We start from the raw sequence: 24,648 nt of genomic DNA, 5'->3' as shown, positions 1-24,648 counted from the left end.
CTACTATACTAGTGTACTGACATGCTATTTTAATCAAAATATTACCGTGTCCGTACACTAGGCAATCCTACCACAACCATAGGGTTATTATCAACTAAATAAATCAGAAAAATTACCACATTTTAAACGAAAAAATCCCCTTCTAATGTGTCAGAGACTTCACTCTGCTCAAAGCTCTCTTAAGCCTCTTATCCAGGTCTCTGAATCTCTCAAGATGCGCTAAAAAGGCTTCATCATCATCGTCCTTAATACCTTCCTCCATTAAAAGTGCCTCATTTGCCAGTTCCTGTGCACCTATGAGTCTTGCACTGTCCTTTGCGGCTCTTACGTCATAAAGATATTTCCCGATATCAGACATATCAGGCTTTTCAAAAGTAATAGCTGAGCTTTCAATCTGCTCATACTCCTTTAGTATCTCAACATAAAAAGTCGGATCAAAGAGAAAATACTTTTTTGAATCCTGAAGATTCAGTCCCTTTAAATGCTGCTGGAGTTCCTTCCAGACTTCATCCACGGTAACACTACCGATAATCCCGTATTTAATAAGAATATCCTCCACTATTTTTGCAGAAAAAGGCTTCTTCATATAATCTGAAAATCCTGCCTTCAGATACATTGTTCCGTCCAGGGCAGAATCATTGGCAGTAACCATAACTATGGGTACTCCATGGCAGAGATTTTCTCTCTTCATAACTGAAAGTGCTTCCATTCCATCCATCACAGGCATCAGATGATCCATAAATATCAGGTCATAGTAATTTTGGCGCACTAATTCAACCGCTTCCTTTCCATTGGAAGCAGTTTCCGTTTCAGGTCCCAGCATTTTTACCATCTCTGCAAGAACCTCTGCATTCATTTCCGCATCATCTACAATAAGAACTTTAGCCATGAGTCTCATTCTCCGCAAGCATGTATAAAAGGCCAAATGCTCCACTTCCATGGATTGCTGCCATTGAAGCGGATTCCTTCTGTACTATAATTTCATCAAAGGTCATGATATTTGCTACCCATCTGCGAATGTCCTCAATTTCTGAAGTAGACAGATCCGAATGGGTTATAAATAAAAGCTTCCTGTCTATAGGAGCATAGTGCGTCAGCTGATCCTCCACATAGGCTTTACGGGTCTTAGTTGCAGGTCCTATCATCATTCTACCAAGAGTTCCTCTGCCATCCCTGAACAAAATAGCAGGCTTCATCATAAAAATTCTGCTCATACCGCCGGTTCTTCTTTTTATTCTTCCCATTCTGATAAGGTAATCGATGGTGTCAATAAGGAAGCTTGTGTGTATGCGCTTCTTAATGGAATTAAGAGCAGCCACACAGTCCTGTACACTCTTTCCTTCTCTGCATAGCTTTATCGCCTGAAGCACCAGAATTCCGATTCCACTCGAGAGGCTCTCGGAATCAACAACAGTGACCTTATCAAAGGAGCCTGCAGCCTCAAGTGCCGCATGATAAGCCCCGCCTGCTTTTCCTGACATGCTGATATGAATGATATTCTCAGCATCCGATAGATGGGATGCAAAGAAATCCTCGTATTCCTGAACCGATGGAATATCCGCTGACAGATCCTCCGTTCCTCCCTCACGCATATACTTAAGAACGCCCTCTGTTTCCACCTCAACTCCGTCAAGGAACACGCCGTTCTTGGTCTTTATGTAAAGAGGAATGGTTGGAATTCTAAGCTTCTCGATCATTTCCTTCGGAAGATCGCAGGCACTTTCTGTGGTCACAAGAATTGGAAGCCTCTCTCTTGCCGACAGGAGCTTCTCTTCCTCCGGGTCAATATATGTAGGACTTGTCCTGTGAATCTTCTCAGCAGGAAGTACGCGCAGTAGCGTATTCTCAAGCATTTCTCCGGAAATAGGCTTAAGCAGATACCCATCAAAACCTGCAGCCCTGTACACAGCCTGGTCATCTGCAGAAGAATACGCCGTAGTAACTATAACCGGCGTCTCACGGCACATGCCTCCAACCTGAGACCTTATCTGCCTCAGGCACTCTATTCCATCCATCTCCGGCATCTCATAATCCATGAAAATGCAGTCATACTCAATATCCGCACATCTTGATATGCAGTCCTGCCCGCTGTCAGACTGATCGATTACCATTTTTGTGTCCTTCAAAAGCTTGGCTGTAACCAGTCTGTTCATCAGATTATCATCCACTATCAAAATCCTACAGGTCGGAGCCTCAAAGCTCTGTCTGTAGAACTGACTGGCTTCCCTTTTCCTCAGGGTCTCAATAGCCATATCTCCTATAGGCTCTGCCTTCACAATTTCCTGGGGAATGGTCACCGTAAAGGTTGAACCTTTTGTGTATATACTATTGACCTGAATATCACCATTCATTGCACTCGTCAGCTGCTTGACTATGGCAAGTCCAAGTCCCGTTCCGTTTATTCCCTTTGTCTGCTCTATATTTACTCTCTTGAATTCATCAAAAAGGTATGGCATGCTGTCTCTTTTTATACCCATACCTGTATCTTCTATTGAGAAAGAAACAAGTACCTGATTACCTTCCTTAATTCTTCCCTTTACAGTCAGCTTGACGCTTCCTTCATTAGTATATTTAATCGCATTGCTTATAAGATTCATAAGAATCTGTTCAATTCTTACGTCATCTCCCTTAAGCTTTCTTGGTATGGTTCTATCAATGTCCACATAGAAAGCAAGCCCCTTTCTTGAAGCCTCTTCCCATATCAGGTTTACCGTCTCTGACAGAAGAACCGCAAGATCATATTCAGCAGGAACAATCTCCATTTTTCCTGACTCTAATTTACTCATATCCAAAACATCATTAATAAGCGACAGCAATATCTTACTTGCGCTCTTGATATTCTGGGCATTTTCCGAGACCTCAGGCGAGTTGGCGTTTCTTAAGATAAGCTCATTAGAGCCAAGTATTGAATCCAGCGGAGTTCTGATTTCATGACTGACGCTTGAAAAAAAGCGCGTCTTTGACTGCCCCAGCTCTTCTATCTCCTGCTTTTGCTTTTCTATAAGCCTGTTCTCCGATTTATATATCTGTGTCTGGAAAAGAATCATAACTGTCATCAGGACACTGACAATTACCACACTTGAGAAGGAATCAAAATGCGCTGCTTCAACAGTATGTTCTGCCACGTATTGCGGAAAATGGAATGCAATATAATACGCGAGAGCTGTTGTAATCACACCAACTCCAAGTAGTACATATTTCCGCTTACCCTCTACAGTCATACCTACATAGGCGAATCCAAACACGAACCATACAGGGGAGCCTCCGTAAATTCCTCCACCGAAGATAAATGCTGCAGGCAGAATAAAAAGAATCAGTACAGCTGCGATTATGGTTGCGCCGGTCTGAACCTTACGCTTCTTTATAGTGAGTGTTACAATTATGGAAAATACAAGTAAAAAAGCGGCAATAATAATAGTATTAACTATGTCATCCTGAACTATTATCCCAATGAATATCAGCAGAAACATAGCCAGAAGTCCGATTGCAGGAATGACAGAAAAGATTCTTTCCTGCAACGTTTTATTGCGGTCATTAGCCACATTAAACAAGCGATTGATGATCATGATGCATTACCTCCGTAAACGCGCATAATGTCAGCTCTGACATCACCTATCTGCCGTTTTAGAGCATCGTGGTTTGCAATTATGAAAGCTTCCCATTTAACATCTGCTGCCTTTTCAACCTCGGCAGCTTTTCTTGAAAGGTCATATGCCCCTATGATTCTGCTGGAGAGTTTTAGAGCTTCAAGCTTTATCCTGTAATTCTCCCAATCTCTCTCATCATAAAGCTTTTGAAGCTCTTCAATTATAGAGTCTGCTTCTCTGTCAAATTCATGAAGCATCTCCTCGTAGAACTCATCACTTCCTCTGCAGATCCTCGTACCCTCAACTGCATTTAAAACCGCATAATTTCCTCTTCTGTTTGTGGAAGCATCGGATATATCATCATCTTTGACAACATCCATGGTCACATATTCCCACATGGTTGAAGGCAGAAGCTTTTTAAGAACTCTCTCAAGCTCAGATATCTCAATGGGCTTTGCCAGAAACTCATCAAAGCCCTCCTTCATAAACATCTCCCTTACACCACTGACAGCATTTGCCGTAAATGCAATGATGGAAGTATGATCGTCAGGCCCTGCATTATGCCTTATCATCTTCATCGCTTCCACACCGTCCACATCCGGCATCATATGATCCATGAAAATAACATCAAACTTTTTCTTTTCACAAAGATTGACAGCTTCCATTCCACTGCGGGCAAGCTCAGCATCCATTCCGTAACCGGCAAGGATACCCTTGGCAACAAGAAGATTCATCTCTTCATCATCAACAACCAGGGCACTTACATTATTGAATACAAGCTTCTTTCCACTGGTTTCGGGATCAAACTCCCATACAGCCATCTTTCTGTTTACAGAATTCACTATAGAATGGCTAAATACCGGTTTTCTGATAAAGGATACCTTACTGCCATTAGGAATTCTGAACATACCGGACACTGATGCAATAACCGATATATCCGGCTTAATATTTTCATAGTAATCCCGATTTTCTGTATATTCTTCCTCAGCGATTATTATGTGAGTGATCTGATTTTTAGAGCACAGACTCTTAAGTTCCTCAAACTCAGAGACCTTATGAATAGGCACAGAAAGCCCCTTTAGAATATTGAGTATCATCGTATTGTAATACTCTCTAATTGCGGGGCTTTTATACTTATCATTTCTTATATAACATGCAATTTCCAGCTTTTCAGGGTGATCAACCATAACGCTGGGAGTTTCATCCTCAACCTTTTGAGGTATTGTGACCGTAATCTTGGTTCCCTTTTTTACTTCGCTCTCAATCCTGATAAAGCCGCCCATCTTCTTTACAAAACCGAAGACTATGGACAGTCCAAGCCCTATACCTTCAGCTCTTCTGCTTCGTCCGGAATCTATCTGGTACAGTCCCTCAACTACTCTTTTTCTCTCATCTTCCGTCATACCGATACCGGTGTCAGTTACTTCTATGCACAGATTGACACCATAATCCTTCTTACGGGTAAAAATGCGCAGATTGACACAGCCGTTTTCACCCGTGAATTTAACCGCATTTACCATGAGATGTCGCATGATTCTCTTAATCCTTGCGGCATCTCCCACAAGCCTCGCCGGGATATTGGCATCCATATCGATGACTATCTCAGGAGTTCCCTGCCTTACCATCCTGAACTCCGTGGCAATATCATTAACTACAGATGATATGCGGTAGTCCTCCTCTGAAAGCACAAGGGAACCTGTATCTATTTCCGTATAGTCCAGAATATCCTCAATCCTACTGAATAACCTTCTACCAGCCCCCTGTATTGCATTAAGATCAGCTTTCTTTTTCTCCTCGCGCTCATCATTTAATAAAAGCCCTGATAGTCCTGTAACAACATTGATGGGCGTGCGGAGCTCATGGGAAATATTAGCCATGAAATCCTCGGATTTGCGCTTCATTTCACTCATTTCATCCTCAAGTTCATCCGCCATCCTTTTGGACACAGAGAACATTTCACAGATATACCCCGCCACCCTGTCAGCCAGGATCACCGCAAGAATATCCAGAAAAAGGATTGGAATGGACAGCTGCTTAAAGCTCTCCACCTTGGAAAACATCAGAATTACGTGATAAAGAATCAGAATCACATATCCCATCAGGAATATGCGAAGAGCAGCTTTTTCCTCAGTAAGAGAAAACAGCATCATGGCAAGCACTATAATAAGTGTAGCATTATACAATTGTTCAATATGGGATCCATAAAAGAATATCGCCAGAACGACAAAACCGGCATAGACAAAAATCCGGAACCTGAATACAAACTGTCCGGAAACATAAATACTCCAGGAGATGACAACTCCGACAAAAATTATCGGAATTGTCCAAAACTCCCATGAACTGGTAACAGATACAATTGCAAGACCCAGAGAAAAAACCGTATAACAGCTGAGTATTACCATCTGAATACTCTTACGTATTTCCTCATTTCGCTTGCCTCTATCCATAACTGCACCTCACATAAAGGAAAAGTACAACAACAACCCTACCCAAATTATTGAAATAACATTGAGTATTATCCCCACGTTCGGAAAAAGTTTGAATATGTCCCTTTCCATCCTGGCCAGTATACCAAGAACAAGTCCTGTGATTGAATACAGCAGGCAAAACATAACCGCCACCGCGTATTTTGCTTCTGCCTGTCCGCCATTTCTATAGCTTAAGTAAACAGCATAGATAATTGTTGCTACAGAAATCACTCCAAGGGCCGAAGAAAGAACTCCCTTTTCAGGATGCTTCTTATCAGTAAACACGTATCTCCCACGGCTCCTGACAGGAAGCTTAATATTGAATTTTTTCCTCTTTTTTCTCTCCTCCATCATAGAACCTGATTAGTTTGCAGACAGATTGCCTGCGCCGTACTCCTTGTAATACTCATCTATTGCTTTCTTGATGTTCTTATCTATAACAACATCACCATCGAAAGACTTTCCATAGAGGTGTTCAACAACCTCCTGCATTGTTACAATGGCACCAGTCTCAAAGCCATAGCGCTCTCTGATCTCATCAAGGGCGCTCATATCAGTCTCAAGGCCCTTCTCCTGTCTGTTAAGTGAAACCATGAGACCAACAATATCAGCATCAGCCTGTTCTCTGATGATCGGCACTGTCTCTTCGATTGACTTTCCTGAGGTTGTAACATCCTCAATGATCATAACTCTGTCGCCGTCTCTAAGCTTTGTTCCAAGGAGGATACCCTTGTCGCCGTGATCCTTGATCTCTTTTCTGTTGGAGCAGTAACGGATCTCTCTTCCGTAAAGTTCGCTGATGGCGATTGTTGTTGCAACTGTAAGCGGTATTCCCTTGTATGCAGGTCCGAAAAGTACATCGAACTCAAGACCGAATCTGTCATGAATTGCTCTTGCATAGTACTCACCGAGCTTCTTTAACTGAGCACCTGTAACATATGCTCCCGCATTCATGAAAAACGGTGACTTTCTTCCACTCTTAAGTGTAAACTCCCCAAACTTAAGGACATTGCTGTCCACCATAAACTCAATAAACTCTTCCTTATATCTTTCCATTTTTGGACATACTCCTCTAAAACTATATTTATTATCCGGTTTACTCCGCTTTGATGCAAAACCACACACTCCGGGCTTGCATTCGCGGAGTAAACCAGACTAATTCACTGTACTGTTATCAGAATTGTATCATAATAAAAAGCTTGTATACTATTAATTAAGTATTAAAAATGACTTAACCAAGCGGTTTGTCGTATAAAAATATTTTTATTTTAAAGCAGAAGCTATATCTTCCTTCATATCAAGAACCGCTTTTCTTGCAGCCTCTCCAAGAAGTTCCTGTGAAGGATCTCCATACTTTTCATTCTTCCATGCAGCTATGATTCCGCGGGATGAATTAACAATTGCTCCAAGTCCGTCCTTATCAAAGAAGTGAACAAGGTCTTTTCCTTTTCCGCCCTGAGCGCCATAGCCGGGAACCAGTATAAATGCATGAGGCATAATATCGCGAAGTACCTTACCCATCTCCGGATATGTAGCTCCCACAACTGCACCGACGTTACTGTAAGAACCATCCATAGATTCTGCACCCCAGGTCTCAACAAGACTTCCTACTGTCTCATAGAGAGGCTTGCCGTCAGCTACCTTATCCTGAAGCTCACCGCTGCTGGGATTTGAAGTCTTTACAAGTACGAAAATACCCTTGTCAAATTCATTACATACATTTATGAAAGGCTTTACTCCATCTGATCCCAGATAAGGATTAACGGTAGCAAAATCAGCATCAAACCCTTTTATAAGTGTATCGCCTACCTTAGATGCTCCAAGGTGCGCGATAGCGTAGGATTCAGAAGTTGAACCTATATCGCCTCTTTTTACATCAGCAATGACAAGGAGCCCCTTTTCATGGCAGTAATCAATGGTCTTCTTATAAGCTTCAAGTCCGGGAAGTCCGAACTGCTCATACATGGCAACCTGCGGCTTAACGGCAGGAACGAGATCGTAAATATTATCAACTATCTCTTTATTAAACAAAAAGAAGCTCTCGGCAACTGCTTCCTGAGACGGTCCGAACTCAGAAAACGCTTTGTCAAGAATTCTCTTTGGGATGAAATCCGTCTTCGGATCCAGGCCTACAACAATAGGTGCTTCGGTCTTTTTAATACCATCAATCAACTTTTTAATCATGGGGATTCTCCTCTATAAACTGTATTTATTCCACGATAGTATACATGATTTTTTCACATTAGTTAACCCCTCATTCAACAGGATTATCTGCGAATAAGGGGCGGTTATAATTCTGATATTTTATTTGTTTGAACCAAAGAAAAAATCATCGATGCTTCCAAGGAGTTTAGCCTTGGGCATGGTCTTCAAAAGATACTTCTCAGGCTTTAACGCTGCTACTGAAACCACACTCTCCTTGTCACTCTTGGATGTAAGGAACATTACAGGCAACTGTTTTATCTTAGGATCATTTCTGATTTCATTTAGTACATGAGGACCATCCATCTGAGGCATCATGTAATCCAGAAGAACCAGGTCAACTTCATTACTTTGAAGGAAATTCAAAGCTATCTTACCTGTGCTTGCCATGTAAACTCTATATTTAACTGAGAGCCAGGTCTTTATCATCCTGAGCATCGTACCGTCATCATCAACCACGAGAATTTTCTTTTTCTGATCTTCTCCAAGTGCATTACTCATTACAACAGTGTCGAGCTGATCAGCCAGCTCCTTCACATCAAGTGGTCTTAAGAATGTCTCTGTGACCTTGATTTTTGAGATGAATCTGGCTGCACACTCCAGCTCATCGGTATTTCCCACCTCATATAGAAAAAAGCGTTCCTTATCAATTGCTTCATCCAGATATTTAAAGGTTTCGATATCATCCATCTCCGGATTTTTGGCGTCAATATCACCAAGATATAAAACAAATAACTCAGGTTTGTTCTCGAGTGCCATGATGTCGTCCTTAATAAAACCACATCTTACAACCTCGTATCCGTCATTCTGTAGTCCCTTGGCTATGGCATTTACCATGAAGCTTTTTTGTGAACCTATCAGCAAAACTCTTTTATCCATATGATTCTTCCCTTCTTTATGTTAAAGAATCTTTAACAAGCCATCTCTATCTACAGCTGCCAGTAGCCTCTTAATTTCTTTATACGTATCTTTAAAATCATCCGGCATTCTGTAGTCATCCATCATGGATACAACATCATCCGCGCTGTCGAAATAGTTACCTTCAACAAATTCTCTAAGACTTTTAAGCGCTCCACTAAGCTCTTCCGGTTCTATCAAAGGTTTACCAAGTTCATCTTCAGCCTCACTGTTTGCAGCTTCTATCAGTGGGCTTAAGAATTCAGCATATTCTTTGTAGTTGTGCAAAAGTTCAGGTGTTCTTCTCTCAATCTCATCAAGATCACCCTTGTTACCGCATTGTTCGAGGTATGCAGCAAGATTGGATAATTCTGTTGCACCTATAACTCTCGCGGAGCTCTTTAAACCGTGAACATAGGTAGTATAGTTTTCGATATCCTTAAAGTGCCAGGCATCTTCTATCGATTTGGCATTAGCTTCTATCGCCAGTGCAAAATTGGTTGCAACCTGTTTTAGTGCAGCAGGTCCTCCACAGTTTTTGGAGCCTGTTTCGTAATCTATACCACTTATATTGGTCATGACGCTTATAGCTTCAAGATCATCTGCTCCTATCTCATCTACCGTTGAGCTAAGTTCGAAGCCTTCGTCCTCAGGTTTTATTATAAGGTCTCTGGGCAGCGTCTTTAATATTACATCTTCTAGCCGTGCTGAATCAACAGGTTTTGGAAGATATCCTGAAAAACCTTCCTTAAAGTACATTTCTCTTGCGCCGCTTATTACGTTAGCAGTGAGCGCAAATACCGGAACATCCTTATTCAGGTTCTCATCCAGCTCTTTCATTGCACGGAAGGTTTCTATTCCATCCATCCTTGGCATCCTGTGATCCATGAAGATAATATCATACTTGTTATCACAAACTTTTTCCAGTGCTTCAAAGCCACTTTCTGCAACATCCACCTGAATCTGTGTCTGCTTCAGAAGTCCCTGGATAACAGTGAGATTCGCCAGAGTATCGTCAACTACCAGGATTTTGGCATCGGGAGCATGGAAGCTCTCATGATAAGTATCCTGTCCCATGAGTGTCTCTTCATAGGTCGCAGCGAAATCACCGATAGGACTCCAGTTTAAGACCTTCTGCTTTATTGAAAATGAAAACTCACTGCCTTTTCCATACTCACTGCTGACAAGAAGCCTTGAATCCATAAGGGCAAGGAGCTGTTTTACTATATTCATTCCAAGGCCGGTGCCTTCAATTGTTCTGTTTCTGCTCTCCTCAATCCTTTCAAAGGGTGAAAAAAGCTTATCCATATCTTCTTTGCGGATTCCGATACCGGTATCCTTAATGTTGAATCTTAGGGATATATTATCCTTATCTATAACCTTATGATCTATGGTAATTGTTACACTGCCTTCATTCGTATACTTTATCGCATTCGTTATGACATTCATAGCGCACTGCTTTATACGTATCTCATCGCCCATAAGTATGCACGGAATGTCTGTAGAAATATTGGTCTTAAGTTCAAGACCTTTTCCCTGCATTCTCATATGTGCTGTGTTTATCAGGTCATTAACAAGTGAACTGAGATCATATTCAACAGGTATTATCTCGGTTTTTCCTGCCTCAATTCTGGAAAAATCAAGAACATCATTAACAAGTCCAAGCAGCAGCTTTCCGGAGCTGTTAACGTTGGAGGCATACTTTAATATCTCAGGATCTTTACTTTCCCTGAGGATCATTTCATTAAAACCAAGCATGGCATTTATTGGCGTTCTAATCTCGTGAGACATGCTTGACAGGAAGTTGTTTTTAGCCTCATTTGCCATCTGCTGGGTTCGCAGCTCATCTGCAAGAGACCGCTGGGCCTGGATCATCTTAATATAGTTAACCATGGTCTCCGCAGTTTTCATAGAATTTGCATACATATATTCAATCTCATCATCCGTATGGATATCGAGATTACGGAGTTTTTCAAGACATTCATCAAGCCCTGTAACTCCTCCGTCATAGAATGCCTGCACAGCATCCGCCAGCGACATGATAGGCCGCGCTATCCTGTACTGGGCTATCTGATTGGCAATTACACTAAGGGGTATAATTACCACCAGAATAAGCAGTATTAGTTTTATATCAAAAATAAGTGTCTCATTGTTCAGTCCGAAATTAATATAGCTTGGTGCTCTTGCAGCCTCTATCTCACTGACCTGCTTCTCAAGAGCTATAATGTTAGTCATCTTGGACCAGTCAATTGAAGAAATCACCTTTTCTACAGCCCGATTGACTTCCTCAGAAATGGAGCCCTTCATGTTGGGAATAAGTGTATTAGCAAAAATTGCAGCGGTAAGTCCAAGTGCAACTGCCTGTATAAAGATGATAAGAGAAACTGTAAGACTTAGCTTTGATTTTCTTATATCCGCCATTTTCATGGTGAGTTCATCCACATCATCTCTGTAATATACGCCACTGAATATCAGCGATTTTACCTTATTGGGCGACTGTTTAAGTATTATATAAGCTATCGCTACTGAAACGAATGCCTCCGGAAGTTCATTAAGAAAATAGAATATTGATCTTGAGGGAGCAAATTCAGCAAATCCTCTTCCTGCAAGGATTCCAAGGCAACCTCCCCACAAGCTTCCATAAAACAACATATAAAAGAGCATAACAAAGAAAGCTTTTCTCTTTTTACCAAACATTCCGCTCATGGAAAAATAGTGCGTAATGGCTGCCCCTACAATATAAATACCGGTAACAAATGCCAGCTCTTTATTCACAGATGTTTTTGCTGCAAAAAGAATAAAGCAGGAAAGTATTGCAGGTATAACACCTTCAAATGCAGAAAGCACAATAAGAGGTGAAAACTTGAACAGGTAGACAGAGGTGTACTGCCAAAAGTCCAGATCTTCAACACTATCCATATGCAGGCTGTTTTTAATTGTTAATATAGTTGTTATTGAGAAAAGGATTCCCAAAACAGCATATCTTAGGTAAAACTGTAAATCATGTTTATGATACATGGCAGTTTCCTCATCTAATCACTGTTCGTTGAATTGTAGTCCCATCCCCTTACCTTTCTTTTTTGCATCTCCCAAAGCCATATCGGCTTTCCTGAAAAGATCGTGATAACCTCTTCCCTGATCCGGATGTATCACAAATCCTGCTGAAATCGTGAAGCTTATCTTATCGTTGTGATAGTTAACTTCAAAAATATTTTCACAAAGGGTATCAATTCTGCTCTTTAGATTGTCCTCATCAATATTTTCCACAAAGATCAGAAATTCATCCTGATCAAGATGACAAACAATGCCATCTCGTCCGAAGATATCATCAAGCCTTGCAGAAATACGCCTCAGAACCTCATCCCCTGCAAAATGTCCATACGAATCATTAATCCGCCTGAAATCATCTATATCAGCCATGATCAATGCAGATTGTCCGTGCTGATGTCTGTATAATCTGTTTCTTATAAGCGGTACAGCCGTATGCCTGTTGTAGAGCCCTGTAAGCGAATCTCTTTCAGCCATCTGCCTTACAAGATCCTTGGAACGCTTGTACTCATCTATATCAAAGGAAAGGAAATAACCTATCAGATCCCCCTTGTCCTCCATTACCTGATAAATTGTATGCGTCCATCTCGGAGCCATCTTTTTATCAACTATTCTATGGAACTCTATCTCATCAGAGGTAATTCCGCTGTGATAAGCAAGTATCAGTCTGTCTTTTCCAAAGAAGTCCGCAACATTTTCCTGCTCATCCTGAATTACCGTATTCTGCACTATTTCATCAATCATGTTCTGATAGGACTCATCACTATAGTAAGCTTTATCCAGAATTTTCCTCTTGCTGCTAAGATGAAGTCTTAAGAGCTTATTCTGGGATAAATTGGCTACTATGAAAAATGAGTGCTTCTGGAACTGAGAGTATGAGTTGTATTCCAATAGCGAAACAAAGCCTCTTGCCGCAAGGGTAAGGTATACCGGAGATTCCGCCATAAAAAGCTCGTCGTCAATACTTCCGATTCTCTCTTCTTCCGCGGGATCATCATCTTCCTTTTTCAGCTCTATGATCTTTTTATTATGATCAAGTGCCTCTTCATCTTTTTCCGCGACAGATTGTCTGGTGATTTCTTTGCACTCATCCAGATAATCCAGACACTCCTCTTTGGTCATGGGTCTTCCAAAGAAGTAACCCTGAGCCTTCTCACAGCCTACTCTTTTCAGGAAATCCCAGGCTTCAATGGTCTCTACTCCCTCTGCAAGAGTCTGGATTCCAATCTCTTCTGCCATGTTTATAACGTTTTCCCAGATGGCAGTTTCTTTGGGATTCGACCCGAAATTCTGTAAAAACTTCATATCGAATTTGAGGACATCGAATTCATAATCCTTCAAAAGATTAAGAGATGAATAGCCACTGCCAAAATCATCCATCCATACCTGATAACCGCCTCTTCTGAATTTATCTATTGTGCCTTTAAGTACATCCTGGTTGTCATCCAGGGCACTCTCAGTAACTTCAACATGGATAAGATTCTTGGGAATATTGAACATTCCAACCGCATCATTAACAACCCGGTACATATCCTTTTGATGAAAATCCGTGCGCGATAAATTCACCGATACGGGATGAGGCTTAAGCCCCATATCCATCAGTTCCTTGAGATCCTGACAAACCTGCCTGATTATGTAGGTGTCAAGCTTATATATAAGATGTGCGTCTTCCAGAATAGGAATAAAAACGCCGGGCATCAGGAAACCATGCACAGGATCCACCCACCTTGCCAAAGCCTCAAATCCACAGACTCTTCCGGTTATAACCCTTACCACGGGCTGATAGTAAACCTGAATATAACCATGAAGCACAGCATCTCCAATATGGTGAATGATATAATGAGCAAGCTCAAGCTGAATACCCAGTTCCTTATCGTAATATCTGAAAATACTGTCGTAGTTCTTTTTTATGCTATTGCAGGCTATCCTCGCCCTGTCGCAGGCAATACTGATATCCATATCATCCGGATCGATCTCATAGATACCGGCGCGAAGATCAACCCCGGCATCAGGATTATAGCTTTTAACCCTTCTACCAAGATCGTCAATTCTCGATTCAATGCTGTCATAATATGCAAGCACAACAAAATGATCATCCGAGAACCTTGCCACCATCAGTTCCGGGAATATCTTACTTATGTGTTTAGCAATATTCTGCAAAAAACGGTCCCCTGCCTCAAATCCATAGCGCGCATTATAGCTCTTAAAATTCTGAATATCAAAATAAATAATGACAAACTCCCGCTCTCTGTTCTTGCGGCTGTCCATTAGTTTTTGCGCTTCTTTTCTAAATGAATATAGATTCGGCAGTCCAGTTAACTGGTCAATTTCCTCATTTCTATGCATATTCCCCTCGCAGAAACAAAAAAAATCAAATCTCTTTTGGTGCGTAATACTGATTATGCTTATTTATTATTACCGGAGCAGTACTAAAAACTTCGTCCCCTATATAGCATCTGTCCCTGTCTTCGTCTAATGTAAACTTTCGTCCGTCCGGATCGTTTTTCATAATGTTATCAAGAGCCTCATTTAAGCTTTCTTCCGGACTACATAAATAAATATTCATAACAATTCCCCATTATTTTTTATTTTTGGACAAGCCTCCGACATTGCGAAGCTTTTGTCCGAAACCAATTTCTGACATTCCAAAAAACCTCAAAAATCCAATCTCCCATGATTTATCTAAGAACTATAATACAACGAATATAGCGGCAAAAGAGCGTTTTTATGTTTTTTTAAGAGTAACTACAGTATTACTTTACAAACTTAATAAAATAAATCAAAATAGGAAGGATTGCGAAAAAAGGAGGATTATGAAATGAATTTAGGAGATAAGATACGCAGGTATTTTAGTCGCCCCGGATTTGCAAAAAAGTTTTGGATCATGGCTATTGGAGTTTTCTTTATGGGATTTTTCCTCTCATTTCTGATTGAGGTTGATCTCGGAACCGATCCGTGTACCTTTATGAATATTACAATTTCAAGGCGCCTTAACATACTCTTTGGAACCTGGCAGCTGATAATGAACACTTTCCTGTTCATTATAGTAATACTGTTCGACAGGCATCAGATAGGCCCCGGTACTATAGCCAACATGGTCTGCATCGGATACACCGCGGATCTTTGCAGATGGATATGGAAAAGGACCATCCCTGAATATCTGTTCAAAGAATGGCCCTATAGAGCTGTTATATTTGTCGCAGCACTTATTCTGTTTGTTATCGCCGCATCCCTCTACATGAATGCGGACATGGGAGTTTCTCCCTATGATGCAATTCCGAATATCCTTAGCAACAGACTTTTTAAGAATATCTCTTTCAAGTTCGTAAGAATCGCTTTCGATGGAGCTGTCTTACTGATTGGCTTCCTTCTTGGCGGACGAGTTGAAATCTGCACAATTCTTATGGTCTTTCTGCTTGGTCCCACCATTACTGCAGTGGGCAAATTCTTAAACAAGTTTGAGTTTTAATCATAATAATTAAACTATCAGACTGCATCTTCAGTCGGCGTTTCTTCTTCAGAATCGCCGGCTGTATTTATTTGTTCTAAAGATTCAACTGCTGATTCATCTGTATCTTTATCCGCTTCTTCAACTGTCTCTTTATCTGCTTCTGAAAAGACATTAGCTTCGCTCTCGTCATTAAGCGAAGTATCAAAATTTTCGCTCTCTTCTGCCAGAGAGTTTTCAGCTTTTTCCTCATCTTTTGTCAGCGATGTTTCAGTCTTTTTATCATCTTCTACAGGAGATGTTTCTGCCTTTTTCTCATCTTTTGCCGAAGCTGTCTCAGCCTTTTTCTCATCTTCCAAGGATTTGTCCAAGAGATCCTCAGAAGTTATGATTCTGATCTGTTCAGCAGTGGGATTTTCAAGCTGGGCAATTCTTCTTGCCTGGTTGGTAACTATCTCCTCGAAGAGATTTCGTATTTCTCTTGCATTGGCAAAGTTCTCAAGTCTTGACAGCTTCCTCTGGCTTATCATTTCCCTTACGTGCTTTTTAGCATCTTCCTCAAGCTCGTACTCATATTTATTAAGATTCATATTGAAAATCTCTTCGAGCTCATCAACAGAATAATCCGGGAATTCAATGTACTTGTTGAAACGGGACTTAAGTCCAGGATTGGAGTTGATGAATTTCTCCATAGGTTTTGTATAACCCGCAACGATTACCACAAGATCATCTCTGTGATCCTCCATCGCTTTAAGGATAGTATCTATAGCTTCCTGGCCAAAGGCATCATTTTCCTGAGAAAGAGCATAGGCTTCGTCTATGAAAAGCACTCCGCCAAGGGCCTGGTTTATCTTTTCCTGAGTCTTAAGCGCTGTCTGTCCCACATATCCTGCAACAAGTCCGGATCTGTCCACCTCTATGAGCTGACCTGATGAAAGCACCCCAATCTGCTTATAAATTCTTGAAATGATTCTCGCCACAGTGGTTTTACCGGTTCCGGGATTACCTGTAAACACAAGGTGAAGAGATACCGGCACAGATTTCATGCCCTCATCCTTACGCATCTTCTGAACCTTGGCAAAATCCGTAAGTTCTTTTACATCATGCTTTATTGAAGAAAGACCGATGAGACCATTAAGATCCTCCATGGGATCTGTCTCCGGTTCCTTCTCCTTTGGCTGCTCCTGCTTTACAGGGTCTGATGTGGTTGTAGCTGTGGGCATGGGAGGCACAGGCTTATCTGCATTATTAAAAAGTGCTCTTGCTTCATTTAATGCTTCATCTGCACTTGTGATTGCTTTGTTATTCTTTTTATCGTCTTTGTTTTTATCCTGTGCTGAAGACTGGATTTTTCCTAAAATTCCTTTGTCCTCAGACTTTCTTACCCCAATGATATCCTTACCGTCTTTTACTCTTTCAAAGTCTTCACTTACCTGTTTTGTTATCTCCGCTTCCTTTTTAGGATCATCAAACTTCGGAGGCTTTCCATCCCCTCCTGATCCAGGTCCAAAGAAATCGTTATACATATTCCCCAAATAGCTGTTTGACATTTTATTAGCTCCTCATCTATAAACATATATTTTTATCTGATACAAACCGGTCTGTTACTATCGTAAGCGCCAGATAACTCTGCTGCTTACGGTAATACCGTTGCTCTGTAATGCTTCGCTATCACGGATGGTATCAGACTATATATTACTATAATTTATTCAATATCACTACTGCCTCAGGCAGCATAGCCACCTGAGGCAGATTATTTTTTAACAAATATCTCTTAACAATTTAGTTATACCAGTTGGATACATCGCATCTGTTAGCCACACCGTAACCTGTTGCACTTGATGTGTACTGCCATGCGAATTTACTGCCTGTGTAACCGCAGTATCCTCTATAATCTGCAGCCCATACTGAGTACGGAATCTGTCCCATATCCAGGTTATTGTATAACCAGCTTGTGGATGCATAAACTCCTGAAGGTATTCCCTTTGCTGCAAGCTGTGCACATGCAGCCTTAACTGCTGCTGTTCTCTGTGCCTTGGAAAGTCTGTCTGATCTTCCGCTTCCGCCACTGCTCTCTGAATCAATGAATACAGGCATTGATATGCTCATTCCTGCAAGCTCATTAGCAATCCAGTTGGCTTCTTCAACCCCCTCTGCTTCGTTAACGGCAGTTGTAAAGAAGTATACAGAGAAAGGAATTCCATGCTGCTGACAATTGTAAACATTACTTCTGAACTTGATATCCTCCTGTAATGTTCCACCTGAATATCCACGATATCCTACACGGATTATCACTCCGTCACAGCTGTTCTTAAGCTGCTGCCAGTTGCTTACCGTATTGTGGCTTGAAATATCAACCAGTTTTCCTGTTCTGTAAGTCAGCTGATTATATCCGGTATTACCACCGCCCGCATTCTCATTTGCGTTGGGATCTTTTACCTTAACACTGCACTTTGCAACCTTATTATTTGAACCTGCCTTGCAGTATATCTCACAATCACCAAAGCCCTTTATGGTTACGAGTCCTCTGTTGTCGACTGTCGCAACACTGTCATCTGTTGATCCCCACAGTACCGGTATCTCAGCATATTTCGCAGGCTTAACTGTTGCCGTTAACTGGAATGTACCCTTATCCTTTTTGAATTCCTTAGAGGTCTCATTGAGCTTTATGTTCTTAACCTTTACTGTCTTTGCAACGGTCAGGTGCAGCAGATAAACATTGCCGTCCTTCTTATCGGTGATCGTAATATCACATTTACCCGCCTTTACCGTTGTAACTACGCCCTTCGCTGAAACCTTGGCAATCTTTTTATTTGATGATCTGAATTTATATGCAGATTTGTTTTTCGTTGTCTTTACAAGTGTTCCGTATCTTGTCACGCCGATCACGAATTTCATGCCGGTCATGACTCTGACATTCTCTTCCTGGGAAGCCATGACTACGCCCGGCTGAGCTGCCGGTGAAAAAGGTGTTGCGCCCTGAGTGTTAACCGTTGCTGCCTCAGTGCCGGATCCTGTGTCTGTACTCTGACCTGCTGCAGCACTATTGTTCGTATCTATAACAGCATTATCTGTGGTCGCCAGAGCCTGTATTATCGTAGCTGAATCATTCCCGCCTGTACTTGCTGCTGAAGCAGGCGCAGCTTCCTCTATATCAATTTCCTTGGTGTAGGTACCTGCATACTTAAGCTTTGCAGCACTTACATTCACAGCAGGAAACGATGTGAATAAAACAGATGCAGCTATCACACCTGCCAATATTTGATTTTTTAGTCTCATGAAAATACCCCCGAAATTTACAAAACTTTTATGTCAGCATAATTGTATCACAAATAAATTAAAAAAACTCCCCATTTCAGAAGAAAAAGGGAGCTTTTTATCTCAATATCGTACAAAATATAAATCTATTTCGTATTTTCAGTCTTAAGGAATGTGCTTTTCACACTCTTTTTGCTATGATCACAAGTCTGTGGGTAGCTATATAAATCGGGGTGCAGGTATATAAAGTAAGTATTTCCTCTTCAGTATTATCCAGCACGCTAAGATCAGTTGGTTCCACCACTTTTATCTCCTTCACAGAGTACTCATAGGTTTCGCCAAATGTATCCACATAGATCGTATCGCCTATTTCAAGTTCACCGAGCCTGTTAAAATACTTTCCAAAAGTATAATTTCTATGACCTGCTATCACGCAGTTCCCGCTTTCTCCGGGAGAAGCCGTTTCTATCTCATGTCCAAGAGAAGCCACAAGAGCATTTCTGTCTGTTCCTTCCTTAACAGGTTCTATGCAGTCAATCTTAGGAATTCTGACAAGATATTTCGTAGCACAGGCTGCCACATTTTTTGAATTAGTGGAAGAGTCCGAGCTATCTGAAACAGCTTCATCCAGAGTTCCTCCATCCATAGAGGATTCACCATTTGGGGTTGCAGCCACTCCCTGCTCTGTATCTTTCTTAGCATTAGCCTTTTTACTTTGTTCTTCAAGACTCATCGCCAGCAATCTTTTCTCTTCTTCGAATTGACTGACTGCCTTATTTTTGTTCAGGTTCTGGGCTACATTCACAGCAATAGAAGCGAGAAGAATCAACGCTCCTACTGCCATAAGCCCTATACCGAATACAAACTTTATTCTATCTTTCACTTTTCTTTTCTCTTTTTAAATACGATAACAGCACCACCTATTATCAATAAAAGTCCTGTAAGATATCCAAAGACAGTTCCAAAGAAACCACCTGTCTTGGCAAGTGTTCCCCTTGATTCCTGCTTATCTTTTTCTGATGCAGCATCATTAGCCGGGTTCTCATTTTTGTCAGCAGTGCGGTCTAAAGCTGCAACATCCGCAGAACTTCCATCTGACGAATCGTTAGTTACATTGTCAGTTGACGCAGCATTTGGATCGTTACCTGCATTATCCGTTGACACAGCATTTGTTTCGCTATCATTACCAATTGAAGCATCTTGTGAACTGCTGCTTCCTTTTTTACCTGACTTCTTTTTATCCTTGTCAGCTTTTACAGAATTATCAGGTTCTACATTCTCCGTTAAAGGTTGCTGCTTTGAGGGATCAATAGGCTCTAAGGCATTATTGGAAGAATCATCTTTTGAAGAATCCGCTGACTTATCAGCACCTTTCAAAGCACCATCCTTTATGGGTTCTCTACTCTTATCCTGTCCATTTGAGATACCAACATTTGAAGGTTCGTTCACCTTTCCCGTTCCATTTGGAACAACGTCATTTGAGGGTTCACCAACCTTTTCCGGGCCATTTTGAAGACCATCCTTTGAAGGTTCACTTACTTTTTCAGGTCCATTTGGAAGACCGTCCTTTGAAGGTTCACTTACTTTTTCAGGTCCATTTGAAAGACCGTCCTTTGAAGGTTCAATTCCCTTACCAAACCCTTCTGCAGGATTCCTGCCTGCGTTTTCTTCTTTGCGGTCATTTTCTTCTGCAGGTTTTTCAACGGGGGATGTATTATCAGGTTCTACAGCCGGAATGCCAGGCTTTGGCAGACCTACAGAATTATTTTCATTTGAAGGATTGTGTGTAGAATCCGGAGTTTGTCCCTTTGGAGTTGTTGGTACTTCATTGCTGGGTGGTGTATTTTCTGCCTCATTTGGAGATGGTCCATTTCCAGGCTGTATTCCAAAGCCAGGTGTCTGATTTGTATCTTGTGCATTCTCAGATTCTGTTTCGGTTTTAGGCTTCGTCACAGGCTCACTTACTACCATGTCCGCTTTTTTTGTCAACTGCAAATTAAGCTCAAATGTTGTCCCATTACTCACTACATAGTGTCTTGTTTCTAAATCGAGCCAATAACCATCAGGAGCAGATTCCTGCAACAGGTAATATTTTTTATTCAAATCAAGTTTATTAAAAAGTTTGGAAAGACCATTATTTCCAGTCTTTACCGTATAAAGTTTCTCAGAAACCTCATCTCCTTTATCCTCATATACACCATATGTTACATCAGGTATCTTTTCATTTGTTTTTGCATCGGATACAGTCAGTACAAAGCGATTTACACCAGTACTTTTTGCTCCACTGAAAACATCTACCATCCCGGTATAATTGACACCTATCATATCATCACCAGAGCTGCTCACAAGTTTAACATTATTGACATAATCTTTGCGCTCAGGATATTCAGGGCTTGCTGTATACTCCAAAATATATGCATCTGATGTATCCTTATTAAATTTCACATTCAATACAGGATTATCTCCTGCAGTTTCCGACGTAATTATTACATCTTTGTACTCTGCGCCCTTAGTTAGTTCACCTGTACCTTTATTGACAGTGGCGGTGTAAATATGAACAGAATCCTCTACAAGTTCAAAACTCTTACCCATTACATCCTTGATAGCGGTTCCTGCTTTTAGTGGCAGCTTTCCGCCATTTACTTTAACTGTAAACCGGGCTAGTCCATCTATTTTTTCTCCAGATTTTGTAAGTATAATATTATTGACTTTATTAGTTGCAGATACTGTAACTCCGTCCGTAGCATTATCTTCTGTCTTAACATTGACACTATTTTCTATATCTCTACTCTTGCCATTTTCAATTTTTCTGATTTTTTCATCTGTCACTTTTGCAGTAAATTTCATTGTCTTATCACTATCATCATCTACAAAATCAAGGCCCTTAACAGTTAACATACCATTTTCATAAGTGTATTCAGTATCAGTATCTCCTTCTACAGTTAGTTTGTGATTTGCATCTTCAACGTACTCAAGCCCTTTCTCATCAAGCTTATCTGTTAATACCACATTCTTAATACCAATTTTTCCTGACTTGAGTTTTATCTCATAATCAATGTAATGCGTATCATAGTTATATGGAGTTGATTTCATCGTAACAAATGTATAAGGTCTCTCGTTAGTCGCAACATCAGAAGCAATTGGATTTTCATCAGAAGCAATTGGATTTTCTGATGCACTATCGTTATTTCTACCGGCAAATAGTTTGACTGTATTCGTAAATTTTCTAGGTGTTTTGTCAGGTATATTTGATGACCAGAGGCTTTTGTCTGTAATTTCTGTTACAACATAGAATGTTACAGTTTTCCCATTCAGATTATCACCAAAATCAATAGTATACTCTGTTTCCTGATTGCTAAAGTTCTGTTCGAGATCAGTTAAATATGTTAAAACATCTGATGAGTCCTCTACTTTTATCTCATTTATAGAGACAAGTTTTTGTCCTTCACCTACTGTGTCCTCAATCTTTGCATTCGTAAGAGTTTTTTTATTCTTATTTGCAACTACCTCCCAGGTAATCCGGTGTAAATCCTTATCGTATCTAACAGCACGCTTATCTATACCGGCTTTAGGTTTAACCGTAAGACCGCGTATATCAACTTCTGGTGTTGATGCACTTGTAATACCTTCACCTGAACCGGTTTTATAGCTAAGCCATGCTTTATTTGAAGGAATTTCATGGTTTTCTGATTGGAAATTCTCGTAGTCGTTGATTATTGTATTATAGGTGACTACTATCGTACTAATCTCCGAACTAATATCTCCTAGATTGATCAAAAAATCACAGCTACTATCCTTTGAAGGATTATCTATTTCTATTGTTTCTGCATTTTCACTATTACCTGGTGTAACTGCTGACTTGCCATGAATCTTTTTTACTACAACACTGCCATCAAGACTCATCGTGGTTCTACTGTCAGTATTAAACTTGTCATATAAAGTCAGTGCATTAAAAGAATATCCGTTAGTATTTATCGTGACTTCCCAAGCGGCTTTTCCATTTTCATCAATCTCTCCATTACCTTTAGTTATCCATGTGCCAAAATCCTTAGTAATATTAACTTTGGCATCAGCCTCCTTAACTTTAACTTCTCCCTCCACTATTTCAGCTTTAATAGAAAGCTCTTTTTTATAGTTCTTATAATCGCCTCCGTTATTATTCTTAAAAGATTCCTTCTGTAAATCTAAATAGACATTATCCGATGGCTTTGTTTTGAATGTGATTTTATTATTTTGCTCAGTTTGTTCCTTGCTAAGATTAAGTAGAATATTACCTTCTTCAGGTATATTTACCGTGCTAACTTCGCCATTAATGGACATTGTATTTTCCACAAATATCTGGTCCTCAGGAATAACAATGTTCACATTATAACCTTTTTCATAGTTCTTGGGATTAGGATCATTTGTAATATCCACAGTCCAATCAATGACTTCATCCAAATTGTTATAAAATCCATTAGCTTTCATAGTTGGAGGATTCTTCTTGTTATCTTTAAGAATTATTGAATACTTAACTCCGCAAACATTTAATTCATACTTTTCCTTATTCTGTAAATTGTCACTATCTTTACTAAAGCTTACTTCATAGCCAAAATTCGCATTTTCAATTATGTGAGGTTGCGGGTTATCATCAACAATTTCGATCAAAACACTATCCTCATACATTGAAACTTTAGCGAATGTATAAGTTTTTCCATCAACTTCATAACCATATGTTATAGCCGGGATTTCTATATTTCCAATATTCGTAAATACTGTATTGTCTATAGCTAGCGTAAACTTCTGACCATTTGTAACGAAGGGCTTCTCATTCAGGTCAACATTTCCTTTGGCTTCATCTTCTGGAAAGTTTACACCGATTAGATCTGTAAAGTGATACGTGAACTTGATTTTGTCATCAAATCCTATCTCTGAATTATTCTCCAAAGAGTTTCCATTTACTGTAGCTTCTACACGATCAATGATAGAATTCCCCCTGGTATATAGAGTTGATTCTGCATTATCTCCAGTTTGTTGATTATCGTTCACATTAGTTTCAGTTTGTTGATTATCGGTTACATTAGTTTGATCATTAGTTTCAATTTGTTGATTATCGGTCACATTAGTTTGATCATTAGTTTGTTGATTATCGGTCACAGCTATTCTATTGTCTGTTACAGCTGAAACTGAATTTATATATGCAGGTTCGCCTGCACTAACTAAAGCTACACTAAGCGCAATTGACAATGCTAAACTTTTTACTTTATTAAATCTCATATTTGCTAATTCCTCTTTAAATTGTATGCAACTATTTTTAAGCGCATAAATTTAAATATACTATAATTTATTGTATTTTCCAAATCATATTTTTAATGTGTGTATCAATCTTAAATGTACATATGATTCTAGCACATTAATTACTGAAAAATTCATATTTGAGCAAATATGTATTAGTTTCTTGTGGATATTATCTGCTTAACCCACAAGAATTCATAGATTCCTGTTTTTCCTCAGAAAAACGGGAATCGTATTGGACCAGGTCCTCGCGAAGCGAGGAGCGTGTCCTGCCGAAGGCAGGATTTTTGCGGGAGATTTCCGCTTTTGCCCACAAAAAGTCATAGTCAATAATCTCAACCATGCTTGATAACACATCGCTGAGTTAATTTGCATGGCTTGCACTAAGCTCGTGAAGAAACTCGCTAGTGTTTTGTCTGGGTGACTTTTGATTTAATTACGAAGTATCATTCTCAATAGGCTAGGA

At 40.3% G+C, this 24,648-nt stretch carries 15 protein-coding genes; 1 reads left to right on the top strand and 14 read right to left on the bottom strand.

All coding sequences use genetic code 11. The annotated features are described in order from the left end of the window. Positions 1–142: 142 nt before the first annotated feature. From T501_RS08905 to T501_RS08860, 10 genes are all read right to left on the bottom strand, one after another. On the bottom strand, positions 143–889 hold the full coding sequence (locus T501_RS08905) for a response regulator (RefSeq protein ID WP_044914369.1): 747 nt from the start codon (positions 887–889) through the stop codon (positions 143–145). Then, complete coding sequence (locus tag T501_RS08900; RefSeq protein ID WP_050008223.1) at positions 882–3,566, bottom strand: DegV family protein; 2,685 nt, start codon at positions 3,564–3,566, stop codon at positions 882–884. Before T501_RS08900 ends, T501_RS08905 begins: the two co-directional genes overlap by 8 nt. Then, positions 3,563–6,034, bottom strand: coding sequence for an ATP-binding protein (locus T501_RS08895; RefSeq protein ID WP_044914367.1), 2,472 nt, complete (start codon positions 6,032–6,034; stop codon positions 3,563–3,565). The genes T501_RS08900 and T501_RS08895 overlap by 4 nt, the downstream gene beginning before the upstream one ends. 9 nt (positions 6,035–6,043) lie before the next feature. Next, a complete protein-coding gene (locus T501_RS08890) occupies positions 6,044–6,409 on the bottom strand; it encodes a DUF6142 family protein (RefSeq protein ID WP_242833005.1) in 366 nt (121 codons plus the stop codon). Between the two features lie 9 nt (positions 6,410–6,418). Beyond that, a complete protein-coding gene (gene pyrE / locus T501_RS08885) occupies positions 6,419–7,111 on the bottom strand; it encodes an orotate phosphoribosyltransferase (RefSeq protein ID WP_026511191.1) in 693 nt (230 codons plus the stop codon). Positions 7,112–7,318: 207 nt separating this feature from the next. After that, entirely contained in the window at positions 7,319–8,239 is a 921-nt protein-coding gene (gene pyrF / locus T501_RS08880) for an orotidine-5'-phosphate decarboxylase (protein WP_026511192.1), read from the bottom strand. Between the two features lie 120 nt (positions 8,240–8,359). Continuing rightward, a complete protein-coding gene (locus tag T501_RS08875) occupies positions 8,360–9,136 on the bottom strand; it encodes a response regulator (RefSeq protein WP_026511193.1) in 777 nt (258 codons plus the stop codon). Between the two features lie 21 nt (positions 9,137–9,157). Beyond that, positions 9,158–12,172 (bottom strand): ATP-binding protein, encoded by a 3,015-nt coding sequence (locus tag T501_RS08870; RefSeq protein WP_050008222.1) that lies wholly within the window; start codon positions 12,170–12,172, stop codon positions 9,158–9,160. An 18-nt stretch (positions 12,173–12,190) separates the two neighbouring features. Next, a complete protein-coding gene (locus T501_RS20165; RefSeq protein WP_050008221.1) occupies positions 12,191–14,548 on the bottom strand; it encodes an EAL domain-containing protein in 2,358 nt (785 codons plus the stop codon). Between the two features lie 25 nt (positions 14,549–14,573). Further along, positions 14,574–14,768, bottom strand: a complete 195-nt coding sequence (locus tag T501_RS08860) for a hypothetical protein (protein WP_026511194.1) — start codon at positions 14,766–14,768, stop codon at positions 14,574–14,576. 252 nt (positions 14,769–15,020) lie between these two features. On the opposite strand from T501_RS08860, the gene T501_RS08855 reads away from it, so the two are divergent. Beyond that, positions 15,021–15,671, top strand: coding sequence for a YczE/YyaS/YitT family protein (locus T501_RS08855; RefSeq protein ID WP_050008220.1), 651 nt, complete (start codon positions 15,021–15,023; stop codon positions 15,669–15,671). Positions 15,672–15,688: 17 nt separating this feature from the next. Here the strand turns inward: T501_RS08855 and T501_RS08850 are convergent, their stop codons facing one another. The 4 genes from T501_RS08850 to T501_RS08835 form a co-directional block, all read right to left on the bottom strand. Beyond that, a complete protein-coding gene (locus T501_RS08850; protein WP_242845510.1) occupies positions 15,689–17,200 on the bottom strand; it encodes an AAA family ATPase in 1,512 nt (503 codons plus the stop codon). Positions 17,201–17,432: 232 nt separating this feature from the next. After that, positions 17,433–18,929 (bottom strand): GH25 family lysozyme, encoded by a 1,497-nt coding sequence (locus T501_RS20160; RefSeq protein WP_050008219.1) that lies wholly within the window; start codon positions 18,927–18,929, stop codon positions 17,433–17,435. A gap of 160 nt (positions 18,930–19,089) precedes the next feature. Then, entirely contained in the window at positions 19,090–19,791 is a 702-nt protein-coding gene (locus tag T501_RS20155; protein WP_050008218.1) for a class D sortase, read from the bottom strand. After that, positions 19,788–24,164: a collagen binding domain-containing protein gene (locus T501_RS08835; RefSeq protein ID WP_044914365.1), complete on the bottom strand. Its 4,377-nt coding sequence runs from the start codon at positions 24,162–24,164 to the stop codon at positions 19,788–19,790. The genes T501_RS20155 and T501_RS08835 overlap by 4 nt, the downstream gene beginning before the upstream one ends. Between the last annotated feature and the right edge of the window lie 484 nt (positions 24,165–24,648).

Source organism: Butyrivibrio sp. WCE2006 (assembly GCF_000701985.1).
In the GTDB taxonomy this organism is placed as follows: Bacteria; Bacillota; Clostridia; order Lachnospirales; family Lachnospiraceae; genus Butyrivibrio.
The sequence above is the reverse complement of the archived record's forward strand: the minus strand, read 5'-3'. Positions and strand labels throughout refer to the sequence as shown.